The 16,342-nt window shown below is 70.8% G+C and carries 15 protein-coding genes; 8 read left to right on the plus strand and 7 right to left on the minus strand.

Going from position 1 to position 16,342, the window contains the following annotated elements; genetic code table 11:
• The first annotated feature begins 168 nt into the window (after positions 1–168).
• Positions 169–3,138 carry an ATP-dependent helicase gene (locus B378_RS0107840; protein ID WP_026046216.1) on the plus strand — a complete coding sequence of 990 codons (2,970 nt, stop codon included), beginning with the start codon at positions 169–171 and terminating at the stop codon, positions 3,136–3,138.
• 64 nt (positions 3,139–3,202) lie between these two features.
• Here the strand turns inward: B378_RS0107840 and B378_RS0107845 are convergent, their stop codons facing one another.
• Entirely contained in the window at positions 3,203–3,391 is a 189-nt protein-coding gene (locus B378_RS0107845; protein WP_017343256.1) for a hypothetical protein, read from the minus strand.
• Between the two features lie 118 nt (positions 3,392–3,509).
• Complete coding sequence (locus tag B378_RS0107850; RefSeq protein WP_017343257.1) at positions 3,510–4,490, minus strand: formyltransferase family protein; 981 nt, start codon at positions 4,488–4,490, stop codon at positions 3,510–3,512.
• 180 nt (positions 4,491–4,670) lie between these two features.
• On the opposite strand from B378_RS0107850, the gene purS reads away from it, so the two are divergent.
• Together purS and purQ are read left to right on the plus strand one after the other, a co-directional pair.
• On the plus strand, positions 4,671–4,922 hold the full coding sequence (gene purS / locus B378_RS0107855; RefSeq protein ID WP_004595793.1) for a phosphoribosylformylglycinamidine synthase subunit PurS: 252 nt from the start codon (positions 4,671–4,673) through the stop codon (positions 4,920–4,922).
• A 46-nt stretch (positions 4,923–4,968) separates the two neighbouring features.
• The gene (gene purQ / locus B378_RS0107860; protein WP_026046217.1) at positions 4,969–5,646 is read left to right on the plus strand and encodes a phosphoribosylformylglycinamidine synthase I; all 678 of its coding nucleotides are present in this window, start codon (positions 4,969–4,971) and stop codon (positions 5,644–5,646) included.
• Between the two features lie 12 nt (positions 5,647–5,658).
• Here the strand turns inward: purQ and B378_RS0107865 are convergent, their stop codons facing one another.
• On the minus strand, positions 5,659–6,045 hold the full coding sequence (locus B378_RS0107865; RefSeq protein ID WP_017343259.1) for an SHOCT domain-containing protein: 387 nt from the start codon (positions 6,043–6,045) through the stop codon (positions 5,659–5,661).
• A 174-nt stretch (positions 6,046–6,219) separates the two neighbouring features.
• Between B378_RS0107865 and B378_RS0107870 the strand changes: the two genes are divergently transcribed.
• Positions 6,220–6,612: a VOC family protein gene (locus tag B378_RS0107870; RefSeq protein ID WP_026046218.1), complete on the plus strand. Its 393-nt coding sequence runs from the start codon at positions 6,220–6,222 to the stop codon at positions 6,610–6,612.
• A gap of 110 nt (positions 6,613–6,722) precedes the next feature.
• Positions 6,723–8,513, plus strand: coding sequence for a dihydroxy-acid dehydratase (gene ilvD / locus B378_RS0107875; protein WP_017343261.1), 1,791 nt, complete (start codon positions 6,723–6,725; stop codon positions 8,511–8,513).
• A 416-nt stretch (positions 8,514–8,929) separates the two neighbouring features.
• On the opposite strand, the gene B378_RS0107880 is transcribed toward ilvD, so the two are convergent.
• Entirely contained in the window at positions 8,930–9,184 is a 255-nt protein-coding gene (locus tag B378_RS0107880; protein ID WP_017343262.1) for a hypothetical protein, read from the minus strand.
• Between the two features lie 217 nt (positions 9,185–9,401).
• Here B378_RS0107880 and B378_RS0107885 point away from each other — a divergent pair, with 217 nt between their 5' ends.
• Positions 9,402–9,956 (plus strand): NYN domain-containing protein, encoded by a 555-nt coding sequence (locus B378_RS0107885; RefSeq protein ID WP_017343263.1) that lies wholly within the window; start codon positions 9,402–9,404, stop codon positions 9,954–9,956.
• Positions 9,957–10,449: 493 nt separating this feature from the next.
• Here the strand turns inward: B378_RS0107885 and B378_RS0107890 are convergent, their stop codons facing one another.
• Positions 10,450–11,112, minus strand: a complete 663-nt coding sequence (locus B378_RS0107890) for a S26 family signal peptidase (protein WP_026046219.1) — start codon at positions 11,110–11,112, stop codon at positions 10,450–10,452.
• A gap of 141 nt (positions 11,113–11,253) precedes the next feature.
• Here B378_RS0107890 and B378_RS0107895 point away from each other — a divergent pair, with 141 nt between their 5' ends.
• The gene (locus B378_RS0107895) at positions 11,254–12,438 is read left to right on the plus strand and encodes a glycine cleavage system aminomethyltransferase GcvT (protein WP_017343265.1); all 1,185 of its coding nucleotides are present in this window, start codon (positions 11,254–11,256) and stop codon (positions 12,436–12,438) included.
• A 55-nt stretch (positions 12,439–12,493) separates the two neighbouring features.
• A complete protein-coding gene (locus B378_RS0107900; RefSeq protein WP_017343266.1) occupies positions 12,494–14,272 on the plus strand; it encodes a formate--tetrahydrofolate ligase in 1,779 nt (592 codons plus the stop codon).
• Positions 14,273–14,308: 36 nt separating this feature from the next.
• Here the strand turns inward: B378_RS0107900 and moaC are convergent, their stop codons facing one another.
• A complete protein-coding gene (gene moaC / locus B378_RS0107905) occupies positions 14,309–14,851 on the minus strand; it encodes a cyclic pyranopterin monophosphate synthase MoaC (RefSeq protein WP_017343267.1) in 543 nt (180 codons plus the stop codon).
• The gene (locus B378_RS0107910; protein WP_017343268.1) at positions 14,844–16,301 is read right to left on the minus strand and encodes a bifunctional ADP-dependent NAD(P)H-hydrate dehydratase/NAD(P)H-hydrate epimerase; all 1,458 of its coding nucleotides are present in this window, start codon (positions 16,299–16,301) and stop codon (positions 14,844–14,846) included. Before B378_RS0107910 ends, moaC begins: the two co-directional genes overlap by 8 nt.
• Positions 16,302–16,342: the final 41 nt, after the last annotated feature.

Genomic DNA, 16,342 nt, shown 5'->3' on the forward strand with positions numbered 1-16,342 from the left:
GTGTCTCGCCACGGAGGGCCGCCGGATAAACGGGTCGGTCGCGGGAAGTTCCGCGGGACCGACGGACAAGGGGTCGGTCGCGGGAAGTTCCGCGGGACCGACGGACAAGGGGTCGGTTGCGCGAAGGTCCGCGGAACCGACGCAACGGATTTCCCTCCCCGAGCCCTCGTGAACGTCGTGAGCGAGACCACGGACCGGAGCGACGAGGCGGCCGCGCGGGCCCTCCTCCGAGACGCGGTCGAATGCGGCGCGATCCCGGACCCCGAGTTCGACCCGGAGACCGTGCCGATCGCGGACGCTGACGTCCTCGCGCGGCTCTCGCCGCCGGTCCGGCGCTGGTGGGTCGAGCGCTTCGGCGAGTACGTCGGCGAGAACGGCGGCTTCTTCACGCCCCCGCAGCGCGAGGCGATCCCCCACGTCAACGACGGCGAGAACTGTCTCGTGGCCGCGCCGACGGGCAGCGGCAAGACGCTCGCCTCCTTCCTCGCGGTCCTCGACGACCTCTTCGCCCGCGACCGCGCCGGCAACTTGGAGAACTCCGTCTACTGCCTCTACGTGTCGCCGCTGAAGTCGCTCGCGAACGACATCGAGCGCAACCTGGAGGCGCCCTTGGCCGGGATCGGCGACGCGGTCGCCGCGGCGGAGGGAGGCGACGGCGACTCGACGAGCGACGCCGACGCGGCCGGCGAGTCCGACAACGACGAAGACCCCTACGACCCCGGCGTCAGGCAGGCGATCCGCCACGGCGACACCTCGAAGGCGGACCGGCAGGCGATGCTCTCGGAGACGCCGCACGTGCTCAACACCACGCCGGAGACGCTGGCGATCCTGCTCAACTCGCCGAAGTTCAAGGAGAAGCTCCGCACCGTCGAGTACGTGATCGTCGACGAGATCCACTCGCTGGCCGCGAACAAGCGCGGCACGCACCTCTCCGTGTCGCTGGAGCGGCTGACCGAGCTGGCGCGGAACGGTGAGCGGGACGGAGAGACCGAGATCACCCGCATCGGCTGCTCGGCCACCGTCGAACCGCTCGACGGGATCGCCTCGTTCCTCGTCGGGCGCGAGCGCGTCGACGGCGAGGTCGGCGACGTCGACGGGTTCGAGACGCGCCCCTGCGAGGTGGTCGACGCCCGGTTCGCCCGCGAGTTCGACCTCGAACTCCGGACGCCCGCCGCCGACCTGATCCACACGCCGCGGTCGGCGGTGACCGATCGGTTCTACGAGTCGCTCCGCGAGCTGATCGAGTCCCACGAGAACACGCTGGTGTTCACGAACTCCCGGTCGGGCGCGGAGCGCACGCTTCAGGAGCTCCGCCAGCGGTTCGACTACGACGAGTCGGACTCCGGCTGTCACCACGGGAGCCTCGGCGAGGCCCAGCGCACGCGCGTCGAGGAGGGGCTGAAGTCGGGCGAGCTCGACGTGGTCACCACCTCGACGAGCCTGGAGCTCGGCATCGACATGCCGCACCTCGACCTCGTGGTTCAGGTCGGTTCGCCGAAGTCGGTCGCCGCCTTGCTCCAGCGCGTCGGGCGCGCGGGCCACAGCCCGGGCGAGACCGTCGAAGGGCGGGTGTTTGCGCTCGACCGCGACGAGCTGATCGAGTGCGCGACGCTGCTCGCGCGCGCCGAGGACGGGTTCGTCGACCGCGTGTTCCCGCCCGAGGGCGCCTACGACGTCGCCGCCCAGCACGTCTACGGGATGGCGATAAACCGGGTCCGGCCCGACCGCGAGGTCCGGGAGGTGCTGCGTCGGGCGCACCCGTACCGCGGCTTCGACGACGCGGCCTACGAGCGGCTGTTCCGGTACCTCACCGGCGACTACGACGGCCTCGAAGAGAAGAACGTCTACCCGAAGGTGTGGCGCGACGCCAACGACCCGCCGGACGGCGAGCACCACTACCCCGACTACCCGGTCGGCGAGACGCTCGTCGGGAAGCGCGGGCGGCTCGCGCGGGTCATCTACATGACGAACGTGGGGACGATCCCCGACTCGTTCACCTGCGACGTGTTCACGCGCGACGACGAGTGGGTCGGCACGCTCGACGAGTCGTACCTCGACACGCTGGAGTCGGGCGACGTGTTCGCCTTAGGCGGCGAGCGGTTCGCGTTCCGCTACCGACGCGGCTCGAAGGTGTACGTCGACCGCACGAGCGAGCGCCCGACCGTCCCCTCGTGGTTCGCCGAGCGCCTCCCGCTGTCCGCGGACCTCGCCCGCGAGGTGTTGGCGTTCCAAGCTGAACTCCTCGACCGGCTGGCCGGCGACGACCCGAGCGCCGGCCCGGCAGCGGTCCGCGCGTGGCTCCGCGAGTTCCCCCTCGACGGGAACGCGGTCCGCGCGCTCGCGCGGATGTACGACGAGCAGGTCCGGTACGCGGGCCCGGAGAGCGTATCGACGCCCGACCGCATCGTCGTCGAGGAGGAACTCGACCGCAACGAGTACAAGCGCCGCTTCTACGTCCACTCCGTCTACGGCCGCCGGTTCAACGACGGCCTCTCCCGGCTTGTCGCGGCTGCGGTCGCGAACCGGACAGACGCCAACGTCGCGGTCGCGGTCGCGGACCGCGGGTTCTCGCTCGCGCTCCCCTTGAACCGCAAGGTCGACGTGGCACAGATCCTCGCCGACCTCGACTCGGAGACCGTCCGCGAGGACCTCCGAGACGCCGTCCAGGGGACGGATCTCCTCCAGCGCTACTTCCGGATCAACGCCGGGCGGGCGCTCCTCATCCTGAAGCGGTACAAGGGGTACGAGAAGTCGGCCGCCGAACAGCAGGTGTCCGCCGAGATGCTGCTGTCGTTCGCGGCCGACCTGGAGGAGTTCGCGGTGTTAGAGGAGACGTATCGAGAGCTGCTGGAAGACCGGCTGGACGTCGACGGGATCCGCGAGGCGGTCGGACGGATCGCGAGCGGCGACCTCTCCGTGAAACACCGCGTCGTCGACTCGCCGAGCCCGCTCGCGTTCGGGCTGGCGACGCTCGTCGACTCCGACACCGTCATCGCCGACGACGAGTCGGCCGTCCTTCGGGAGTTCCACGCCCGCGTGATGGAGGAGATCGGCGAGGCGCCGCGGAGCGCCGGGAGCGACGAGGCCGCTGACCGCGACGCCGGAGACCACGATGCCGAACCGGCCGCGGACCGCTGACCGCGACGTCGGAGACCGCGACGCCGAACCGGCCGCGGACCGCTGACCGGACTGAGACGGCGTATCACGGCCGAATCGGCTCGGTCGGGAGCGGATCGGGGAGCCCGTCCAAGATCAGCGTCGTGTAGTGGAGAAAGACTACCAGCGCCGCGATCGACAGCAACAGGAAGAACAGCAGGACCAACCGCTCGTCGCTGCGGACGACCACGGCGGTGTCCGCGAGGAACTCCGTCCGCGGGCGACGCCCGGTCATTGTCCACAGTTGCGCACGCGTTCGCTTAAAAGTAGCCGGCAGAGCGGCGGGCCGGTGGAGCGACCGAGTCGGTGAAGGGAGCCGAGTTAGCGTGGTCGTCCGACTCGGTCGCGGCCGCTCAGTCGTCCGAGGGCGACACGGCGGATCGGCCGAGCGGCTCGCCGTCGACGGGCTCGTCGGGGTTCGCGTCGATAGCGGCGTCGCTGAGCCCGAACTGGGCGTCGACGTCGGCGTCCTCGCGCACGTGGACGGTGCCGCGGTGGACCGCGATGGCATCCGCGAGGTGAAGTCGCACGGCGTTGAGCAGCACCTCGGCTTCGAGGGGTTGCCCGCGGCGCTTGATCTCGTCGACGTCGGCGCCCGGCGGCACGTCGAAGGCGCGCTGAGCGATGACCGGGCCCTGGTCGAGGTCGGTCGTGACGTAGTGGGCGGTGACGCCCGCGATGCGGACGCCCGCGTCCTTCGCCTGCCGGTACGCCTCCGCGCCGGGGAACGCCGGCAGCAGCGAGGGGTGGACGTTGATGATCCGGCCCTCGTACCGGAAGACGACCTCCGGCGAGAGGATGCGCATGTAGCGGGCCAACGCGATGAGGTCAACGTCGTACTCCGCGAGCAGGTCGAGGAGGCGGCCCTCGTCGGTGTTGCCGTTGCCGTCGCCCACGTCGTAGAACGGCTTGTCGTACCGCTCCGCGAGCGAGCGGAGGTCGCCGCGGTTGCCGATGACGACGGGGATCTCCGCCTCCGCGCCCTCGTCGGCCAGCTCGCCGTTGGCCTCGGCCTCCAGCAGGGCCTCGGGCGCGTGCGTCTCCTTCGTGACGAGCAGCGCGACGCGGCGGGCGTCGCGGTCGCTCGGGAAGCGGACCTGGATGTCGACGTCGAGCTCGCGACCAAGTTCAGCGAGCGCGCGGCGGAGCTCGCCCCGGGACGTCTCCATCTCCGACGCGTCGACGCGGGTCGTCATCCGGAAGACGCCTTCGCGGACCGCCTGATCGAGGTCCTCGATGTTGATTCCCCGCTCGAACAGCAGGGAGGTGACCCGCGCGATGAGTCCGGTCTTGTCTCCTCCGACGACCGTGATCTCGGTCAGTTCGCGGGTCATGCGACGATCACCTCCGCGGGTTCGAACGGCTGCATACACCCCCCTCAACAGGCGGAGGGGTTTGCCCCTTTCGTTCCGTGCGGTCCCTGCCTCCCGCACGAACGACCAAAATATATCCACGTATGTGTGTATAAACGTCGTTCCAAAACGGTTTTTACACACGACTCCGCACCAACGGGTATGACCGCGTACACGGCGACGGTGACGGTCCGGCTGAAGCGGGGCGTCCTCGACCCGGAGGCCGAGACGACCCAGCAGGCGCTCGAACGGCTCGGGTTCGAGCTGTCCGACCTCCGCTCGGCGGACCGGTTCGAGGTCGACCTCGACGCCGCCGACGCCGACGAGGCCGCCGATCGCGCCGACGAGATGGCCGAGCGGCTGCTCGCGAACCCCACAATCCACGACTACGACGTCGCGGTCGCGGAGCGATGACGGTCGTCGATTCGGCCGTTGCGGCCGCCCGCACGAGGTGGGCGGCGTGACGGTCGCCGTCGTTCAGTTCGGCGGCTCGAACTGCGACCGCGACGCCGTCCGCGCGCTGGACCACCTCGACGTCGACGCTGAGCGCGTCTGGCACGAGGACGGCCTCCCGGCCGACCCCGACGGGATCGTCCTCCCTGGCGGGTTCTCCTACGGCGACTACCTCCGCGCCGGCGCGATGGCGGCTCGCGCGCCGATTATGGAAGACGTCCGCGCGGCGGCCGACGACGGCGTTCCCGTGGTCGGGATCTGTAACGGCGCGCAGATTGGATCGGAGTCCGGGCTGACGCCGGGCGCGTTCACCACGAACGCCTCCGCGCGCTTCCAGTGCGAGCCGGTCCACCTGCGCGTCGAGCGCGCGGACACGCCGTGGACCGCCGCCTACGACGAGGGCGACGTGATCGAGGTCCCCATCGCCCACGGCGAGGGGCGCTTCGAGATAAGCGAGGACGCCCACGCCGACCTCGTCGCGGACGACCGCGTGCTCTTCCGCTACTGCGACGCCGACGGCAACGTCACCGACGCGGCCAACCCGAACGGCTCCACCGACAACGTCGCGGGCGTCCTCGGTGAGCGCGAGACGGTCGCGGTGCTGATGCCCCACCCCGAGCGCGCCACGCTCCCGGACCTCGGCCGCAGCACCGACGGCGCGGGAATCCTCGAAGCGTTCGCCTGACCCGCCCCTCGCTCACCCGGCCCGCGCGGCTTCTCCGGTCGACTCCGTCTCCGCCCGTGACCCCGCATCGGTTCCGCCGGTGCCCTCGCGCTCCAGTTCGCGCTCCAGCGCCCGCTCGAACTCCGCCTCCGTGAGCTCGCCCTCGGCGTACCGTCGCTTGAGGCGCTCGACCGGCGCCTCGTCGGGTTCGCTCGGGTCCGAGCCGTCGTCGGACTCGCTCGCGAGGAGCTTGGCGCCGAGGACGCCCGCGACGAGCAGCGCCGCGACGGCGAACAGCGCGACGAGGGGAAAGACGAACATCGCGCCGCCCGTCCCACCCCCCATCATCCCGCCTGCCATTCCCGACCCGGCCATGCCGCCCATCAGCGGGGTGACGGCGACGCTGTCGAAGGCTATCATGTGTGGTAGTTACATTTCTGTATTTAAATACGCCGCGGCCGTTCGCAGGCCGTGAGACGCCGCTCCGCCGTCGTCGAACGCGTCGGTCGTCCGCAGACCGGCGCCGGCGAACGGCGGGAGCGAGCGTCGCTTCTCCCCGCACGACTTTTGCGCCCGGCCGCCGAACCGGCGGGCGTGAAGGCACGCCACATCGACCACGTCAACCTCCGGATCCCCGCGGACGGCGCCGACGACGCCCGCGAGTTCTACGGCGAGCGGCTCGGCTTCGGCATCGAGGACGCGCTGTACGCGGCCGACGAGAAGCCGTTCTTCGACGTGCGGCTCTCGGCGACCGCCGTGATCCACCTCTGGCCGACCGACGAGTTCGAGCGGCCGACGAAGACGAACTACGACCACGTCGCGGTCGTCGTCGAGGAGTCGGTCGACGAGATCGAGGCCGAACTGGCGGAGGCCGGCGTCGAGGTCGAGAAGACGCTCGACTCGCCGCTCGGCGCGACCGGCGAGGCGGGCGCGGTGTACGTCCGCGACCCGTTCGGGTATCGGGTGGAGCTGAAGGCGCGGGTGTGACGGTGTGACCGCGGGACGGGTCACTCAGCGCCGCCCCGAACCAGTTCGCACTACCGAGCAACCCTCGCCCCGACGCGGTCGTTTAAGAGCCCCGAGCGACAGGGTCGAGTATGAGCGAACAGCAGCCAAGATCCGACGACGACGAGCGGCGTCGTCGCCGGGAGGACACGGACCGATTCGCCGGCGGGAAAGACGAGGAGCTGCGGAGCCGCGACGTGACGGAGGGACCGGACAAGGCGCCGCACCGCGCGATGTTCCGCGCGATGGGGTTCGACGACGAGGACCTCTCCTCGCCCATCATCGGCGTGCCGAACCCGGCGGCCGACATCACGCCGTGTAACGTCCACCTCGACGACGTGGCGGACGCCGCGCTCGACGGCATCGACGCCGCCGGCGGGATGCCCATCGAGTTCGGGACGATCACCATCTCCGACGCCATCTCGATGGGGACGGAGGGGATGAAGGCGAGCCTCATCTCGCGGGAGGTGATCGCCGACTCCGTCGAGCTCGTCTCCTTCGGCGAGCGGATGGACGCGCTGGTGACCGTCGCCGGCTGCGACAAGAACCTCCCCGGGATGATGATGGCCGCGATCCGGACGGACCTCCCGAGCGTCTTCCTCTACGGCGGCTCGATCATGCCCGGGCAACACGACGGGCGCGACGTGACTATCGTCCAGGTGTTCGAGGGCGTCGGGACGTACGCGCAGGGCGACATGGAGGCCGACGAGCTCGACGACTTGGAGCGCAACGCCTGCCCCGGCGCGGGGTCGTGCGGCGGGATGTTCACGGCGAACACGATGGCGTCGCTCTCGGAGGCGCTCGGGTTAGCGCCGCTCGGATCCGCCTCGCCGCCCGCCGAGGACGAGGCGCGCTACGCGGTCGCGGAGCGCGCGGGCGAGCTCGCGATGGACTGCATCGAGAACGACCGCCGCCCCTCCGACATCCTCTCGCGGGAGTCGTTCGAGAACGCGATCGCGGTCCAGACCGCGATGGGCGGCTCGACGAACGCGGTGCTCCACCTGCTCGCGCTCGCGGGCGAGGCCGACGTCGACCTCTCGATCGAGGACTTCGACGAGATCTCGCGGCGGACGCCGAAGATCGCGGACCTCCAGCCCGGCGGGAGCCGCGTGATGAACGACCTCCACGAGGTCGGCGGCGTGCCGGTCGTGCTCCGGCGCCTGCTGGAGGCCGACCTGCTCCACGGCGACGCGATGACCGTGACCGGCCGGACGCTCGCCGAGGAGATCGCGGAGCTGGAAGAACAGGGCGACCTGCCGGCCGACGACGAGATTGAGGCGGACTTCCTCTACTCCGTCGACGAGCCGAAGGAGGAGGAGGGCGCCATCAAGATCCTCGACGGGAACCTCGCGCCGGACGGCTCGGTGCTGAAGGTGACCGGCGACGACGAGTTCTACCACGAGGGCCCCGCCCGCGTGTTCGAGAACGAGGAGGACGCGATGGAGTACGTCCAGTCGGGCGGCATCGAGTCCGGCGACGTGATCGTCATCCGCAACGAGGGGCCCCGCGGCGGGCCCGGGATGCGCGAGATGCTCGGCGTCACCGCCGCGGTCGTCGGCGCGGGCCACGAGGACGACGTGGCGCTGCTCACCGACGGCCGCTTCTCGGGCGCCACCCGCGGCCCGATGATCGGCCACGTCGCGCCCGAGGCCGCCGTCGGCGGGCCGATCGGCCTCATCGAGGACGGCGACCACGTCACGGTCGACATCCCCGAGCGCGACCTGACGGTAGACCTCTCCGACGAGGAGCTCGACGAGCGCCGCGAGGCGTGGGACGCGCCCGAACCGCCGTACGAGGGCGGCATCCTCGCGAAGTACGGCCGCGACTTCGCCTCCGCCGCCGACGGCGCGGTGACGAACCCGCGGCTCACGCGAGACTTATAAACGAGACGAGCGGCCGTTTTTCGGATTTAAAATGTGCCGTGGCGCGCGCCTCCGAGCGCCCGACAGGGCGCGAGGAGCGCGTGCGAGGGATGCCGCGAGCGACCGAAGGGAGCGAGCGGCGAGGCTGGGGAGGCGTGAGGTGCGGTCGCTGTGCGGGGCGGGACTCAAAGGGGCAGTCGCGAGGACGGCGCAGGCGACGTAAGCACCGGAAGGAGCGAGTGAAACGAGCGACTGAGGAGCGCAGCGAGCGTGCGCCGTCCTCGCGACTGGGGCTTTGGAGGTATTCACCGTCGATCTGCGATCAGACATTTATAACTGAGCAGCTGGGGCTTTGGAGGTGTTCTCCGTAGCGTAGTCGATCAGTTATCGCGGAGACCGTCGGTAGATTCCGAATTCTATATCGAGAATTACTTGATCTACGCCTCACTCACCCCACCGTCGGTCTGTGCGGTCCGGACCGACTCGGCGCGCCAGACGTTGCTCCGGCGGCCCGCGCGCGACAGCTCCATCTTCACGACCGAGCCCACCGGCAGGTCCGCGACGCGCTCGCGGGCGTCCTCGTCGGCGTACTCGACGACGTGGTACGTCTCGTTGCGCGGATGGGCACGTACTGTGGTACATTCGTGATCGTTCTGTGCGGAAATGACGGTGTACGCGTTCGATTGTGACATCTTATCCCGTTATTGCTGGACACCCTACTTCAAATCTCCGTATATTCACTACGGTCGTGACCGAAGTCGTAATACCAATATAAGGTCTTGAAGTTCTGAAACGATCATGTGGTTCGGCGTGTTCGATCGACGGGCACGGACGCTCACTCCCCACAGAGGCTCTGAAACTCCGCCGTCGGATCACCATACCTATTTCCGGCGACGGCGAAGGTAGCTCATGGACCGAGGCGAGGGGCCGGAAGGCGAGCCGACCGTCGACGGCGTGACGAGCGCGGACGGCGTCACGGACGTAGACGCCGGCGGCGTGGCGCTGTTCGTCGACGGCCCGAACGTGTTGCGCGAGGAGTTCGACGTTGACCTTGACGACGTGCGACTGGCGGCCGAGGCGGAGGGGCCGCTCGTCATCACCCGCCTCTACCTCGACGAGCACGCGACGCCGGGGCTGATTCAGGCCGCGGAGGCCCGCGGCTTCGAGGTCGTGATCACGAGCGGCGACGTGGACGTGAAGCTCGCGGTCGACGCCGCGCGGTTCGCGGCCGAAGGCCGGATGGACACCCTCGCGATCGCCTCCCGCGACACGGATTTCAAGCCGGTCGTCGAGACCGCGAACGGCTACGGGATCCGGACGCTCGCCATCGCGCCCGGCGAGTTCGGCCGCTCGGACGCGCTCCGGAACGCCGCGAACGGCTCCGTGACGCTCGACGGCGATACGAAGAGCGAGTCCGTGAGCGACGAGGACGAGACGACTGCCGAAACCTCTTCGACGCAGTAGCACTGGGAGTCGAGTTCGATTCGATACGTCGCGGATCGACGACGACCGGCTCCGAAGTCTCAGTCGTTTATTTATAAACGAATCACTGTCTTCTGTAGGAGAACACCTCCAAAGCCCCAGCCGGGAGGCGGGCGCACGCTCGCTGCGCTCCTCGCTCAGTCACTACGTTCCTTCGCTGCGGTGCTTGCGTCGCCTGCGCCCGCCTCCCGGCTGCCCCTTTGAGTCCCGCCCCTCCGGAAGACGTTCCTGCTCGCTTCGCTGCGCGGGCTGCGACTTCCGTGCTCCCGCTCGCTTCGCTCGCGGGAACGCACAGCACCGCACCTCACACCTCCCCAGCCTCGTCGCTCCCTTCGGTCGCGACTCCCTCGCACGCGCTCCTCGCGGCCGCCGATGGCGGCCGCTCGGAGGCGCGCGCCGACCGCACCACGTTTATAAGTGAACTCTGCTGCGGTGAGCGACTATTTAAATATCCCGTCGTTGCTACCGCACCGGTTCATCGCCGTCTCTTCCGCTGAAATCGCCCCAAAAGCAGCGCGCCGACGCCCCCCGCGAGTCCCGCGCCGCCCACGAGGACGACGCCGGTCGCGACCCCGCCGTACCGCGCGGCCGCCGCGTCGATCCCCACCCGGACCCAGCCGAGGTTCGGCACCGCGAACAGCGCCTTGCCGGCGATCCACTCGTCGGGGACGACCGGCGCGATGCCCGCGCTCTGGTCGTACAGCTCGTTCGCGTCGCCGTACGTGACGTACCCGTCGTACGGCGCGGGACAGGTCGAAAGCTCCGCGCAGTCGCCGGAAAGCAGCGCCGGGTCGGCCCGCTCCGTCCAGTCCTCGCCGGCGTCGACGGGGAACGCCAGTCGGTGGAACACCGGTCTCCCCCCGGCGCCCGGAACCGTGTAGACGACCACGTCCCCCGTCCCGCCGAGGCGCGTCGGCGCGTCCGGGTCGGCGGCGGTCGAGAGGTCGCCCCACGGCGCCCGGTCGGTCGCCGTGACGACGACGAGATCGCCGCGCTCGACGCCCGGCGCCATGCTGCCGCTCTCGACAGCGACGAACGGCGGCCACGTCCCGACGAGCGACCCGAGCAGGACCGCGATCAGGAGGACCGCGACCGCGGGCGCGACGAGGCCGGTGCGATCGGGGCGACGGCTGCTCACGCCCGATACGGGGACCGGCGACCGCTTGAGGCTGTCGGCCGAGTCGCTCCGGCGGAGTCGTTGACGACCGCCGGATCCGACGTCGGGGCTCCCGTTCCCCGATGCCACAAAGGCTTAGGCGCGTCCGGGCGAGGTGCGAATATGACCGATCGCCTCCCTCCGCTCCACGACGCCCACGACGCGCGCGGCGCCAAGTTCACCGACTTCGGCGGCTGGCAGATGCCGGTCGAGTTCGACTCGATCCGGACCGAACACGCCGCGGTCCGCGAGTCCGTCGGCGTCTTCGACGTCTCGCACATGGGCGAGATAGAGGTGGCCGGCCCCGATGCGACCGAACTGATGAACCGGCTCACGACCAACGACGTGCGCGCGCTCGACCCCGGCGACTCCCAGTACGCCGCGATCACGAACGAGGAGGGCGTGATGCTCGACGACACGGTCGTCTACCGGCTCCCCGACGGCACTGCGGCCGGCGAGGCGGCCGCGTCGCTCGCGGCCCTCGAGGACGCCCACGACGGCGACTTGGACGCGCCGAGCGGCGACCCCGCCTACCTCTTCGTGCCGAACGCGGGCCACGACGGGCAGATGTTCGACCGCTGGACCGCGCACCGCGACGAGTGGGAGCTGGACGCGACCGTCGCGAACGCCACCGACGACTGGGCGATGCTCGCGGTCCAAGGCCCCGACGCGGCCGACGCCCTCGACGAGGCCACCCCCCGGGACCGCGTCGTCGACCTCTCGAAGTTCGAGGCGACGGCGGCGGCCGTGGCGGAGACGGAGAGCTGGGTCGCGCGCACCGGTTACACCGGTGAGGACGGCTTCGAGGTGATGTGTCCCGCTGGCGCCGCCGAGGCCGTCTGGACGGCGTTCGTCGACGCGCCGCGCGAGGCGCAGCCGTGCGGGCTCGGCGCGCGCGACACACTCCGCACCGAGATGGGCTTTCTCCTGTCCGGACAGGACTTCGACCCCGAGAACGAACCCAGAACGCCGTACGAGGCGCGGATCGGCTTCGTCGTGAAGCTCGACACGGAGTTCGTCGGCCGCGACTCCTTGGAGACCCAGAAGGAGCAGGGCGTCGACGAGAAGTTCGTCGGCGTCCGCCTCCGCGAGCGCGGCGTGCCCCGCGGCGGCTACGCGGTCACCGACGGCGACCTCACCCGCGTCGGGAAGCTCACCTCCGGGACGATGAGCCCGACGCTCGACGAGCCGATCGGACTCGGCTACCTCCACGAGTCGTACGCCGACGCCGGCGCCGAGGTGAGCGTCGTCGTGCGCGGCGACGAGAAGCGCGCCGAGGTCGTGATCCCGCCGTTCCTCGATCGGTGAGGGTTGTCAGCAAGGACCGAGCAATCCTCATGAGACCGGCCCGAGAAGCGCCGGTATGGCACCGACCGATCCCGCGAGCGACGCGACCGGCGCCCCGGAGTCCGACCTCACTGTCGCGCAAGCGACCGATCCCCGCCCGATCGAGGACGTCGCGGCCGATCTGGGCCTCTCCCCCGACGACGTCGAGCGCCGCGGCGAGGGCGTCGCGAAGCTCACGCACGCGGCGGTGCGCGAGGCCGTCGGCGGCGCGGCGGACGCCGCAAACGGGACGAGCGCGGCCGGCGGACCGGCCGAGCGAGGGGAAACGGCCGGCTCCGACGGGACGACCGTCCTCGTGACCGGCATGTCGCCCACCCCGAAGGGGGAGGGGAAGACGGTCACGACCGTGGGGCTCGGTCAGGGGCTCGCAGAGCTGGGCGAGCGGACCGCGGTCGCGGTCCGCGAGCCGTCGCTCGGCCCCGTCTTCGGGATCAAGGGCGGCGCGGCCGGCGGCGGGTACTCGCAGGTGTTGCCGATGGAGGCGATCAACCTCCATTTCACCGGCGACATCCACGCGCTGACGGCGGCGCACAACCTCCTCGCGGCCGCGCTCGACAACCACCTCCATCAGGGGAACGACGCGGACGTCGACGCGCGGCGGGTCCACTGGCCGCGCGCGCTCGACGTTAACGACCGCGCACTCCGCGAGACGGTCGTCGGCCTCGGCGGCACCGCGAGCGGCGTCCCCCGCGAGGACGAGTTCGTGATCACCGCCGCCTCGGAGCTGATGGCCGTCCTCGGGCTCGCGTCCGACTTAGAGGATTTGAAAGCGCGGATCGGTCGCATCGTCCTCGCCGTCGACGCTGACGGCGAGCCGGTGACGCCGGACGACTTGGGCGTGACCGGCGCCGCGGCCGCGCTGCTGCGCGACGCGTTCCGCCCGAACCTCGTCCAGACGGTCGAGGGCGTCCCCGCGTTCGTTCACGGCGGCCCGTTCGCGAACATCGCGCACGGGACGAACACGCTCGTCGCGGACCGGGTCGGGAGCGCGCTCGCCGACTACCTCGTCACCGAGGCGGGCTTCGGCGCCGACCTCGGCGCGGAGAAGTTCGGCAACATAGTCGCGCGAGAGGGGATGGTCCCCGACGTCGCGGTCGTGGTCGCCACCGTCCGCGGCGCGAAGCGGCACGGGCTGGAGATGTGGCCGACCGACTTCGACGCCCTCGCGGAGCCGGACCCAGACGCGGTTCGGGCCGGCGTCGACAACGTCGCGAAACACGTCTCGATCGCCGAGTCGTTCGGCGTCCCGACGGTCGCCGCGATCAACGTGTTCGGCGACGACACGGAGGCGGAACTGGCGGCGCTGGAGGAGGCGATCGCGGACCGCGGGATCCCCGTCGTGCGCTCGACCGCTTACCGCGACGGCGGCGCGGGCGCGACTGACTTAGCCGAACTCGTCCGCGAGCGCGCCGGGACGGGCTCGTTCTCGCCGCTGTACGACGTCGACGCGCCGATTCGAGAAAAGATCGAGACTGTCGCCCGAGAGGTGTACGGGGCCGCGGACGTCGAGTACGTCGACGGCGCGGCCGACGACGTCGAGCGCGTCGAGGGGTGGGGGTACGGCGACCTGCCCGTCTGCCTCTCGAAGACCCCGTACTCGCTGTCCGGCGACGCCGCGCGGACCGGGGTCCCGGAGGGGTGGACGCTGACGATCCGCGAAGTGACTCCCTCGGCGGGCGCCGGTTTCGTCGTCGCGAAGACCGCCGACGTGATGACGATGCCGGGACTCCCCGCCGAGCCCGCGGCGGAGGACATCGATGTCGACGCCGACGGCGAGGTGACCGGCCTGTTCTGATCGGGTGGAACTGCGTCGGTTAGGGTGACCGCGGACCTACTCCCCGACCGATTCTTTCCGCTTCTCGACGACCTCGACGTCCGAAATTCGCGTGTCGGGATATCCGCCGTCCGCGTCCTTCTCGGCGGCCTTCACCATGTCCCAGACGGTGTTGAGGCCGGTCGTGACGCCCTCTAGCGCCTCCATCTCGCAGCCCGTCTTCCCGGTGGTCTCGACCGCGACCGTCAGCTCGATCCGGTCCTCGCCGACCGCGAACTCGGTGTCGACGTTCGTGATGGGGATCTGGTGACACATCGGGATCGTCTCCCAGGTGTGTTTGACCGCCTGAACCGCGCCGATCCGGGCGGTCGCGAGCACGTCCCCCTTCTCGACCGCGTCGGCTTCGACCGCGTCGATCGTCTCCGGGGTCAACCGGATCTCCCCGCGGGCGACCGCGCGGCGACTGCTGTCAGGCTTCGCGCCGACGTCGACCATCTGGACGTCGCCCGCGTCGTCGGTGTGGGTCAGCGCGTCCGCGCCGGCGGGCTCCGCGCCCGCTCCGTCGGCCCCCCTGTCGGCGCTGCCTTCCTCCTCACTCATTACGCATCGCCTCCGGCAGCCGGTCGGGTAAGTCCGTCGCCACTAAGCCGGCGCCGTTCGCTTCCGCGGCGGCATCTCCCGCTCGCCCGACGACGTAGGCGCCGACCGCGGCCGCGTGAAACGGCTCTGTCACGGCCGCCAGCGCGCCGACCGTCCCCGCCAACACGTCCCCCGTCCCGCCGACGGTCATCCCGGGGTTGCCGGTGCGGTTCAGCCGCACGTCGTCGCCGTCGGCGATCACATCAACCGCGCCCTTCACGAGCAGCGTGTGGCCCACCTCGGCAGCGAACTCGCGGACCAGCTCGGCGCGCTCGGCTGGGTCGCCCGCCGTCTCGCCACCCATCCCGACGAGCTCGCCCTGATGCGGCGTACAGATCAGGTCGGCGTCCGTGTCGACGTCGGGGACGACCCGGAGCGCGTCCGCGTCGACGACCGCGCGCCCCTCGTAGGCCGTCAGGAACTCGCGGACGAACTCGCGCGTCCCGTCGCCGTCGCCCAGACCGGGCCCGAGGACGACGATGTCGTTGTCGGCCGCGAGCGACGCGACCCGCTCGGCGTGGGCGGGCCCGACGCGGTCGCCGGGCAGCCCGCGGACGATGAGGTTCGGCGAGAATCCCTGGACCGCGCTCGCGACGGACTCCGGGCACGCCACGCGGACGAGGTCGGCCCCGGCGCGGAGCGCGGCGAGCGCGGACAGCGTCGGCGCCCCGGTGTAGGGCCCCCCGCCGACCACCAGCACCTCGCCGTTGTCTCCCTTGTGCGAGTCCGGGTCGCGGTCGAGTCCGAGCAGGTCGCCGGGGCCGGTGAACCGCTCCGCGGCGGCCGGGATCCCGATGTCGGCGACCGTCACCTCGGCGTCGAGCGCGGCCAGTCCCGGCTTCTCGTCGTGGAACGTCACCACGCGGTCGGCGTTGACCGCGATAGCCTCCGCGCCGCCAGTCGGGTCCCCCGTGTCGGCGTCGATCCCCGAGGGGACGTCGACCGCGATCACCGTCGCGTCGCTCGCGTTGATCGCCTCGGCCGCCGTCCGCTCCGGTTCGCGGAGTCCGCCCGCGATTCCGGAGCCGAGCATGGCGTCGACGACGACGTCCGGATCGTCGCCGTCGGGCCCGCCTAAACCGAACTCGCGCGAGTCCGTGACGGTCTCGCTCGGGATTTCGGCGCTTTCGAGCGCCGTCCAGTTCTCTCGCGCGATGTCGGTCCGGATCGTCTCGGGATGCCCGAGCAGGTGAACCGCGACGTCGTACCCGTCGAGGAACCGCGCCGCGACGAGCGCGTCGCCGCCGTTGTTCCCGCGGCCGCAGACCAAGGCGACGGTCGCGCCGGGATCCGCAGCGGCTCGCACCTCGCGGGCGACCGCGTTGCCGGACGACTCCATCAGCTGTTTGCGGGGCACCCCGAGCGCGGCCGCGTTGGCGTCGACGGCCGCCATCCGGTCGGTCGTGATCATGACCGGCGGTTCGGGCGCCGACGGATTAAGCGGGCGGGGTC

This window comes from Halorubrum sp. T3 (assembly GCF_000296615.1).
GTDB lineage: Archaea > Halobacteriota > Halobacteria > Halobacteriales > Haloferacaceae > Halorubrum > Halorubrum ruber.

What these genes read in the sequence shown, in the direction of transcription:
- B378_RS0107845 (WP_017343256.1), bottom strand. Translation starts at nt 3,391, where the DNA reads ATGACCGGGCGTCGCCCGCGGACGGAGTTCCTCGCGGACACCGCCGTG.
- B378_RS0107850 (WP_017343257.1), bottom strand. Translation starts at nt 4,490, where the DNA reads ATGACCCGCGAACTGACCGAGATCACGGTCGTCGGAGGAGACAAGACC.
- purS (WP_004595793.1), top strand. Translation starts at nt 4,671, where the DNA reads ATGACCGCGTACACGGCGACGGTGACGGTCCGGCTGAAGCGGGGCGTC.
- B378_RS0107865 (WP_017343259.1), bottom strand. Translation starts at nt 6,045, where the DNA reads ATGATAGCCTTCGACAGCGTCGCCGTCACCCCGCTGATGGGCGGCATG.
- ilvD (WP_017343261.1), top strand. Translation starts at nt 6,723, where the DNA reads ATGAGCGAACAGCAGCCAAGATCCGACGACGACGAGCGGCGTCGTCGC.
- B378_RS0107880 (WP_017343262.1), bottom strand. Translation starts at nt 9,184, where the DNA reads ATGTCACAATCGAACGCGTACACCGTCATTTCCGCACAGAACGATCAC.
- B378_RS0107885 (WP_017343263.1), top strand. Translation starts at nt 9,402, where the DNA reads ATGGACCGAGGCGAGGGGCCGGAAGGCGAGCCGACCGTCGACGGCGTG.
- B378_RS0107895 (WP_017343265.1), top strand. Translation starts at nt 11,254, where the DNA reads ATGACCGATCGCCTCCCTCCGCTCCACGACGCCCACGACGCGCGCGGC.
- B378_RS0107900 (WP_017343266.1), top strand. Translation starts at nt 12,494, where the DNA reads ATGGCACCGACCGATCCCGCGAGCGACGCGACCGGCGCCCCGGAGTCC.
- moaC (WP_017343267.1), bottom strand. Translation starts at nt 14,851, where the DNA reads ATGAGTGAGGAGGAAGGCAGCGCCGACAGGGGGGCCGACGGAGCGGGC.
- B378_RS0107910 (WP_017343268.1), bottom strand. Translation starts at nt 16,301, where the DNA reads ATGATCACGACCGACCGGATGGCGGCCGTCGACGCCAACGCGGCCGCG.